The sequence below is a fragment of the Actinoplanes sp. NPDC048791 genome, assembly GCF_040650095.1.
Lineage (GTDB): Bacteria > Actinomycetota > Actinomycetes > Mycobacteriales > Micromonosporaceae > Actinoplanes.
The window spans coordinates 1-8,200 of sequence record NZ_JBEZGQ010000320.1 but is presented as its reverse complement, the minus strand read 5'-3'; the positions used below and the strand labels follow the sequence as shown (position 1 = coordinate 8,200).

6 protein-coding genes are annotated in these 8,200 nt (G+C 71.9%); 3 read left to right on the top strand and 3 right to left on the bottom strand.

The window, feature by feature from the left end; translation table 11 throughout:
• On the top strand, nt 1-1,383 hold a 1,383-nt coding region (locus tag AB0C29_RS22700; RefSeq protein ID WP_360823294.1), incomplete at its 5' end, for a (Fe-S)-binding protein.
• A 44-nt stretch (nt 1,384-1,427) separates the two neighbouring features.
• Here the strand turns inward: AB0C29_RS22700 and AB0C29_RS22695 are convergent.
• Nucleotides 1,428-1,586, bottom strand: a complete 159-nt coding sequence (locus AB0C29_RS22695) for a hypothetical protein (protein ID WP_360823292.1) — start codon at nt 1,584-1,586, stop codon at nt 1,428-1,430.
• Nucleotides 1,587-2,065: 479 nt separating this feature from the next.
• Nucleotides 2,066-2,671, bottom strand: a complete 606-nt coding sequence (locus AB0C29_RS22690) for a TetR/AcrR family transcriptional regulator (protein WP_360823289.1) — start codon at nt 2,669-2,671, stop codon at nt 2,066-2,068.
• Between the two features lie 58 nt (nt 2,672-2,729).
• On the opposite strand from AB0C29_RS22690, the gene AB0C29_RS22685 reads away from it, so the two are divergent.
• Both AB0C29_RS22685 and AB0C29_RS22680 read left to right on the top strand, forming a co-directional pair.
• Entirely contained in the window at nt 2,730-4,226 is a 1,497-nt protein-coding gene (locus AB0C29_RS22685; protein WP_360823286.1) for an FAD-dependent monooxygenase, read from the top strand.
• A 336-nt stretch (nt 4,227-4,562) separates the two neighbouring features.
• Complete coding sequence (locus AB0C29_RS22680; protein WP_360823283.1) at nt 4,563-4,919, top strand: nitroreductase/quinone reductase family protein; 357 nt, start codon at nt 4,563-4,565, stop codon at nt 4,917-4,919.
• A gap of 43 nt (nt 4,920-4,962) precedes the next feature.
• On the opposite strand, the gene AB0C29_RS22675 is transcribed toward AB0C29_RS22680, so the two are convergent.
• Entirely contained in the window at nt 4,963-8,151 is a 3,189-nt protein-coding gene (locus AB0C29_RS22675) for a S8 family serine peptidase (RefSeq protein ID WP_360823280.1), read from the bottom strand.
• Nucleotides 8,152-8,200: the final 49 nt, after the last annotated feature.

Below are 8,200 nucleotides of genomic sequence, written 5' to 3'. Positions count from 1 at the left end.
GCCGTCTTCCTGCTGCTGTCCCTGGGGCCACAGCTCAAGTTCTTCGGGGACGCCACGGGCAACCTGCTCAACCCCGGCGTGCTGGTCGACCCGGACCCGATCGACGCCGACGTCCGCCCGGCGGGCCGCTTCCCGCTCAAGCAGCTCGCGATGGCCTACCCGCACGACGACGGCGAGCTCGGTCAGGCCGTGCACCGCTGCACCGGCGTCGGCAAGTGCCGCGCGGACAACTCCGCGGCCGGCGGCGTCATGTGCCCGTCGTACCTGGCCACCCGCGAGGAGAAGGACTCCACCCGAGGGCGCGCCCGGGTGCTGCAGGAGGTCGTCCGCGGCGAGCTCCCGTGGTCACACCCGTCGGTGCACGACGCGATGGACCTCTGCCTGTCCTGCAAGGGCTGCGCCTCCGACTGCCCGACCGGCATCGACATGGCCACGTACAAGTCCGAGGTGCTGCACCAGACCTACCGGGGCAAGCTGCGCCCGCGCTCGCACTACACGCTGGGCAAGCTGCCGTTCTGGTCCCGGCTGGCCGGCTGGACGCCGCGGCTGGCCAACCTGGCCGTGCGGCTGCCGGTGCTCGGCCCGTTCGCCCTGTGGCTGGCCGGGGTGGACAAGCGGCGGTCCGTACCGGCCTTCGCCCGGCGCCCGTTCCGGCGCACGTTCGTCCAAACGGCGGCCGAGGGCCGCAAACCCGTGGTGCTCTTCGCCGATTCCTTCTCCGACGCGTTCTCGCCCGAGGTCGCCGAGGCCACGGTACGGGTGCTGCGCGCGGCCGGCTACGAACCGCGGCTGCCGTCCGGGTCGATCTGCTGTGGTCTGACCTGGATCACGACCGGTCAACTGGACGCGGCCAAGAAGATCCTCAGCCGTACGGTGGCAGCGCTCGCGGCCGACGCCCGCGCCGGCATCCCGATCGTCGGCATCGAGCCCTCCTGCACGGCCGTGCTGCGTTCCGACGTCCACGAACTGCTCCCCGGGGACGCGGACGCCGAGGCGGTGGCCGGCGCGGTGCGCACGCTTGCCGAGCTGCTCGCCCAGACGCCGGGCTGGACCCCGCCCGACCTGTCCGGCGTGGACGTCATCGCCCAGCCACACTGCCACCACCACGCCGTCCTGGGCTGGAAGGCGGACGCGGATCTGCTGGCCACGACGGGCGCCCAGGTGCGACGGCTCGCCGGGTGCTGTGGACTGGCCGGCAACTTCGGCGTCGAACTCGGCCACTACGAGGTGTCCGTGGCGGTGGCGGAGCAGAACCTGCTGCCGGCCCTCGACGCGGCCCCGGACGCCGTGGTGCTGGCTGACGGTTTCTCGTGCCGTACCCAGGTCGCCGACCTCCGGGACCGCCCGGCCGTGCACCTGGCGCAGCTGCTCGACCGAAGCTGATCTCCGCGGGGCAGACATGGCCTTCGGTGTGCCGGGCGGGCCGCTCAGCGTAGGGCTCGGCGGCCCTTCACGACGCCCATGACGATGGAGGCGGCCAGGGCGATGAGGCCGATGATGATGAGCCATTTGACGGCCTTGAGGATCAGGCCGAGCAGGATGAGCACGACGGCTACGGCAGCGACGGTGTAGATCAGGGCCCGCATGGTGGCTCCTTCGGGGTGGGTGGCAGTCGGAGCAGTGCCCGGGGGTGGGGTCTTCAATCATCGGGGCGGGAGCGGAGCCGGAGTGGGCTCGGGTGTGCTTGCGCTTGGCGTCTCATCGCTGTCCTCACGCCCGTGTCCGGCCCGCCCTGCGTCGGCTCGGCGCGCGCTGGTTCATCGCGGGTTGCTTCGCCGCGCTGAGGTCTGCGCGTGGTCGCGCTTGGTCGTGCCTGCGCCAATTTTGCGGGACCCGCGCCCGCCCCCGCGCTGCTTCGCCGCGCTTCGCCGCGCTTGTACCAGGTTCGTCAGGCTCGTGCCGTGCCGCGTGCCGTGCCGTGCCGCGTGCCGCGCCGCGTCCGTGCCCTGCGCAGCGCCGTGCCGCGTACTGCGCCGGGCTCCGCCGCGTTCGCTTCGCCGCTCTTGGTCGTGCCCGCGCCCCGTTTCGATGCACCTGGTGCCGTAGCCCGGTGCGGCGTGGTGGGTCAGGGTTGACGGCCGCCGATGCCGGCGTACAGAAACGACGTCAGCGTCTCGATCGCCTCCTCGTCGGACAGTTCCCGGCCGAGGTCCGGTCCGCGCCCGGACAGCCAGAGGTCGGCGAAGGTCGACAGCAGGCTGGTGAACATCGACGCGACCACGAGCGGCTCGCCCGGCAGGTCCAGCTTCGCCAGGTGATCCGCGATGTGCCGCAGGTCCGGCTCCATCAGCTCCTGGCTGCGCCGCGCGAACGACTCATCCACCGTGGCCGCCTGTTGCAGCGCCACCACGATCGTGCGGTGCCGCCGGTAGAAGCCCCAGTAGGCGGCCACGTGCCAGCGCAACGCGTCCCGGTCGCGGAAGTCGTCGCTGTGCCCGGGTGTCGCGGCGGACGCGTCGCCCTCGGCCAGCAGGTCGGTCAGTAGCGCCTCGAGCAGCGCTTCCTTGTTGGTGAAGTGGGTGTAGAAGGACCCGGCCGCGCGACCCGCTTCGGCGGTGATGTCCGTGATCTTGGTGTTCAGGTAGCCGAGACGTGCGAACGCCCGGACCGCCGCCGCCTTCAGTTCGGCTTCGGTCTCCGCGGCCTGCCGCTTGCGTACCCCCACCGCCATGCCTACCTCCGAGATCCGTGCCTTGACCGCACGCTACCAGTCCGCCTATGGTGAATCCATGTTCACTGAATCCAAATTCACCGTAATGATCGCGGGTGCCGGCCCGACCGGGCTCACGCTGGCGATCGACCTGGCGCGGCGCGGTGTGCCGTTCCGCATCGTGGAGAAGTCGCCGACGCCGTACGACGGTTCGCGCGGCAAGGGGGTGCAGCCACGGACCCAGGAGATCCTCGAGGACCTCGGCGTGCTCGACTCGTTCCGCAAGTTCGGCGGGGACTATCCCGAGCTGCTGATCCACCGGCCCGACGGCACGACAATGACGCGGCGGATGGCCGAGCAGCACGCCCCGACCCCCGCGGTGCCGTACCCCAACAGCCTGATGGTGCCGCAGTGGCGCACCGCGGAACTGCTGACCGGGCGGCTGGCCGAGCTCGGCGGGCGGGTCGAGCTCGGCGTCGAGGTCACCGGCTTCACCCAGCACGAGGGTGGAGTTGACGTCACCCTCAGCACCGGCGAGCGCGTGACCACGACGTACCTTGTCGCCGCGGACGGCGGCCGCAGCACCATCCGGCGCGCGCTCGGGGTGGGCTTCGCCGGCGAGACCCACGACACCGAGCGGATGCTGATCGCGGACGTCCGGCTGACCGGCCTGGACCGCGACCACTGGCACGTGTGGCCCGGCGCCCAGCCGAATTCCCTCCGCCTGGGGCTGTGCCCGCTGCCGGGCACCGAGGACTTCCAGCTCACCGCGCCCCTGGCCGAGAAGCCCGATCCGGAGGACCTCGAGCCGGCGGCCCTGCAACGGCTCGTTGACGAAGTTCAGGCTCAGGTCAGCCTGACGCACGTCGGGTGGACCTCGCTCTACCGGGCCAACATCCGGATGGTGGACCGCTACCGGGTCGGCAACGTCTTCCTGGCTGGCGACGCCGCCCACGTGCACTCACCGGCCGGCGGGCAGGGCCTCAACACCGGCGTCCAGGACGCCTTCAACCTGGGCTGGAAGCTGGCCACGGGCGACGATGCGCTGCTTGACACCTACGAGGCCGAGCGACTGCCGGTGGCGGCCGAGGTGCTCAGCATCAGCACGCGGCTGCACCGCCGGCACGTCGAGAACGCCGAGGACGCGATGCGCCGCGACGATCCGGTGCTGCGCCAGCTGTCCCTGACCTACCGGGACGGGCCGCTGGCCGACGGGACGCAGAGCGCGTCAGGCCTGCTGCACGCGGGTGACCGGGCGCCGGACGCGCCCTGCGGGTCGACCCGCGTCTTCGACCTGCTCCGAGGTCCGCATTGGACACTGCTGGTCTTCGACGCGCCCGACGCCGAGCTCCCGCCGGAATCGCCGGACCTGCACATCCACCACATCGTCCGGCCGGGCGCCCCGGCAGCCGAAGGGGCAGTCGTCGACCGCGACGGTCACGCCCACGAGGCATACGACGTGAGTGCCCCGGCCACTTTCCTGGTCCGCCCCGACAACTACCTCGCCAGCGTGGCCCACCACCCGCGGATTGCCGAGGTGAGCACGGGTTACCGAGGCGCGCGGGCGTTGGGGTGAGTGCGGGGACCGGGGATGAGCGCGGGCACCGGGGTGAGCGCGGGCACCCGGGTGAGGGCGGGGACCGGGGATGAGCGCGGGGACCGGGGTGAGAGCGGGCATCGGGGTGAGCGCGGGGACCGGGGATGAGCGCGGGCATCGGGGTGAGCGCGGGCATCGGGGTGAGCGCGGGCATCGGGGTGAGCGCGGGCACCCGGGTGAGCGCGGGGACCGGGGATGAGCGCGGGCACCCGGGTGAGCGCGGGGACCGGGGTGAGCGCGGGTTACTGAGGCGAACCCACCGCCACCTGTCTCACTTCGGCGAAACGGACGAGGTGTTCCACTAGCGTCCGCCGCATGCCGTCACTCTCACGGGCCTCGCTGGTGCGTTTCGCCGCCCCGGTCAACAAGCGGATGGCCGCCCTGACCGCATCCCCACGCTGGGGCCGCCTCGTCGGCCGCAAGATCGTCCTGCTGACCTACACGGGACGCCGTTCCGGCCGCACGTTCACCATCCCGGTCGGCTACCGCCGCGACGGTGACCAGATCACCATCGGCGTCCGCATGCCCGACGCCAAGACCTGGTGGCGCAACTTCCTCGGCGAGGGCGCACCACTGTCTCTGCACCTGGACGGTACGGACCGGACCGGCCACGCGACCTCCCACCGCGACGACAAAGGCCGGGTAACGGTCTCCGTGATCCTGGACAGCTGACGAGGAGGTGGGTCACCTGACCCACCTCCTCCTCACGTCAACCTCAGCCGACCTCGTACGCCCGCAGCACCGTCACCGCAGCCGTATTGCCCGCAGCGTCAGTAGCGTTGGCCCGCAACGACACGAACCCACCCGCAGCCGGGTTGGTGACCCGCACCGTCCGCCGGTCACCCGTCCCGCGCACCGTGGCCGGCTGCCACGTGCGCCCGTCGTCCGTCGAGAACTCGGCGGTCAACGTGCGGTTGGGCTTGGCCGCCGACCCGGACGTCCGTCCTACGGTGACCGGGATGAGGAACGCCTTACCCGCCGGCGCCACGTTCAGCTCGTTCACCTGCGGGCTGAACCGCACGCTCGACAGCGGCAGCCGCGTCGGGGTCTCCCCGGCCGACGTCGCCGAACGGAACGTCCAGGCCGCGCTGACCGAGGTGGACAGCCGGAACGGTGCACCGCGAGTGGCCGACTGCTCCAGCCGGTACTGCGCATTGCCCGGCGGCACCTCGAACTCGGCATAGCCGGACGGCTCCTCGCCGATCAGCTTGCCGCCGGAGTACAGCGCGGTCCGTGCCGTCTCCGTGAGTGCATCGCCCCAGTGGCCCGCACCGTCACCGAACAGCGGGACGCCGGCCACGATCACATTCTCGATCCGCAGCGCCGCGTTGATGTCCCCGGCGACCGAGGGGGCGAAGACCGCACGGTTCCAGTCCTCGGCGTAGGTGCGTCCCGCGTGGTACCGCTTCTCGGGCGCGAACGCGATGCTCAGCAGCTCGGGGAAGCTGTCCGGATCCGTCTGCCGTTCCTGGTCGAACTCGCCCGCCCAGGTGGTCCGGCCCTCGGTGCTCAGCCATTCGGTGCGCCGGAACGGCAGCTGGAACGGCAGGCCCGCGGCCCATCCGCCGATGTTCGGCCCGAGGTTGGGCCAGTTCAGCTTGACGGCGGTGACGCCCTTGGCCTCCTGGGCGAAGCGGGACCGCACCGTGGCCAGCTCGCCGTTCCGGACCCGCTTGGTGAAGCCGGTGTAGAACGCACCCTCCTTCAGGTACGCGAGGTTGTAGGTGAACGGGGTGTCCTGGAACGACTCGCTCGCCTCGTCGAACTTCGCGAAGGCCGCGTTGACCGACCCGTAGAAGCCCTTCTGCTTGCGGCGCGGGCCGACCTGCCCCACGAAGAGGTCGTCGCCGGTGTCGGACAGCGCGGACGCGCCGACCCCGTACTCGTCGCTGGTCCAGTCGGCGTTGACCGCGACCAGGGCCGCGGTGGCGTCCTTGCGGGGCACGGTGATCCGCACCGGCTGCCCGCGGCGGGCGTCGAGCCGTACGGTCGCCGGCCCGTCCACCACGAGCTTCGGCTGGACCAGCATGGTGGTGGTGTCGTCCGCACCGTAGATCCAGGTGAAGAGGCCGTACTCGCCCTTGGGCAGGCGCACCTTGTCGGCCGGCTCGGCGCTGAAGACGTCGTAGAAGGCCAGCTCGTCCAGCCGGTTGAGCGACGTGACGTGCTCGGCGGGCTGCCCGTCGCGGCCCAGGTGCTCCAGCGTGATGTCGTAGCTCTCCACCTCGCGGTTCACCGCGACCGGGGTCTCCACCCGGACGTCACCGGGGCCGGTCGCGACCAGCCGGGCGGTCTTGAAGCCGTCGGTGCCCTCGCCACGGGTGTCCGCCGTGACCGTGGTCGTGGCGGTGCCCCCGGCCGGCACGGTGAGGCTGGTCGCCGCGAGCGAGAACGTGCCGGACTTGTCGATCAGGGACAGCGCCAGGGTGATCGGCGCGGTGCCACCGTTGCGGTAGGTGACGGTCTTGGTGACCGGGACGTCGTCGCTGTGCGGCCACTCCTGCCGGCCGAAGCTGATGCTGCCCTCGTCCACGGAAACCGCCTGGCGCACCACGCGCGCCACGTCGACGCGGCCCGCGCCCTGACCGAAGACGTCCACGTCCGCGGCCGGCTTCGCGGCGCCCATCAGCAGGGTCTTGCGCTGCTTCGGGGACCAGCCGGGGTGCTGCTGGGTGACGATCGCCGCCGCGCCGGCGACGTGCGGGGAGGACATCGAGGTGCCGGAGAGGCTCACGTAGCCCTCGCCGGCCGGGGTGCCGATCTGACCGTGTGCGGCGCGGGCCGCGACGATGTCCACGCCCGGCCCGGTGATGTCCGGCTTGATCGCGTCGTCGCCGACCCGGGGGCCGCGACTGGAGAAGTCGGCCAGCTGGTCCTGGTCGTCGACCGCACCGACGGTGAGCGCCGAGTCGGCGCTGCCCGGCGAGCCGACCGTCGCGGTGGCTCCGGAGTTGCCGGCCGAGATCACGAAGAGGGCACCGTGGGCCGCGGTGAGGTCGTTGACGGCCTGCTCCAGCGGATCGATGCTCGGCGCGTCACCACCGCCCAGGCTGATGTTGATCACCGGGGCGGTCTTGGCGGCCCACTGCATGCCGGCCAGGATCGACGATTCCTCGCAGAACTCGGTCGAGCACACCTTGCCGATCGCCAGCTTCGCGCCGGGCGCCACGCCCTTGTACTTGCCACCGGACTTCGCGCCGCTGCCGGCGATGATCGAGGCGACGTGCGTACCGTGGCCGACGAGATCGTCGGCGTCCGGGTCGGGGGTGAAGTTCTCGGCCGCCACGATCTTCCCGGCGAAGTCCGGATGGGTCGCGTCGATGCCGGAGTCGAGGATCGCCACCGTGACGCCGGTGCCGTCCAGGCCCGCCTGCCAGGCCGCCGGGGCACCGATCTGCGGCACGCTCACGTCCAGGTCGAGCTTGCGCTTGCCGTCCAGATAGACCCGTTCGACGCCCGGGCTCAGGGTGCGGGCTGCCGCCGTACCCGTGGTCAGAGAGGTCCAGAGCTCGGCCCGTGCGGTGCGCTGCGCGCGCACCGCGAGCGCGCTCACCCCACCCAGATCGCGGGCGACGCGGGCCGTTCCGCTGGTCGCCGCGCGGGCGGCGGCGGGTCCCTTGCGGTTTCCGGAGCGGGGGTACGCGAGGAGCAACGGCAGCTCGGCCTCGCCGGTGTAGCCGAAGTCGCGCAACGCGGTCAGGTCGAACAGTCGCTGATCGAGCCGGCCGCCCTTGACCAGGGGCAGCGCGTCCACCGGGAGCACGTAGTGGTGCCCGGCGACTTTGTGGCTGACGAACCGCATACCGCTCCGGCCCGGCGCCCGTTCGACGCTGGTCCGGCCGTCCGGTGCGACGATCACCCGGTCCCCGGTGATCAGGGTGATGCTGGTGGATGCCGTGGTCACCGGGCCGAGCGGGGCTCTCGGACCGGGTGCCGCGTTCGCCGCGGCGGGC

Coding starts and splice junctions, on each gene's coding strand:
- AB0C29_RS22685 (WP_360823286.1), top strand. CDS start 2,730: ATGTTCACTGAATCCAAATTCACCGTAATGATCGCGGGTGCCGGCCCG.
- AB0C29_RS22680 (WP_360823283.1), top strand. CDS start 4,563: ATGCCGTCACTCTCACGGGCCTCGCTGGTGCGTTTCGCCGCCCCGGTC.
- AB0C29_RS22690 (WP_360823289.1), bottom strand. CDS start 2,671: ATGGCGGTGGGGGTACGCAAGCGGCAGGCCGCGGAGACCGAAGCCGAA.
- AB0C29_RS22695 (WP_360823292.1), bottom strand. CDS start 1,586: ATGCGGGCCCTGATCTACACCGTCGCTGCCGTAGCCGTCGTGCTCATC.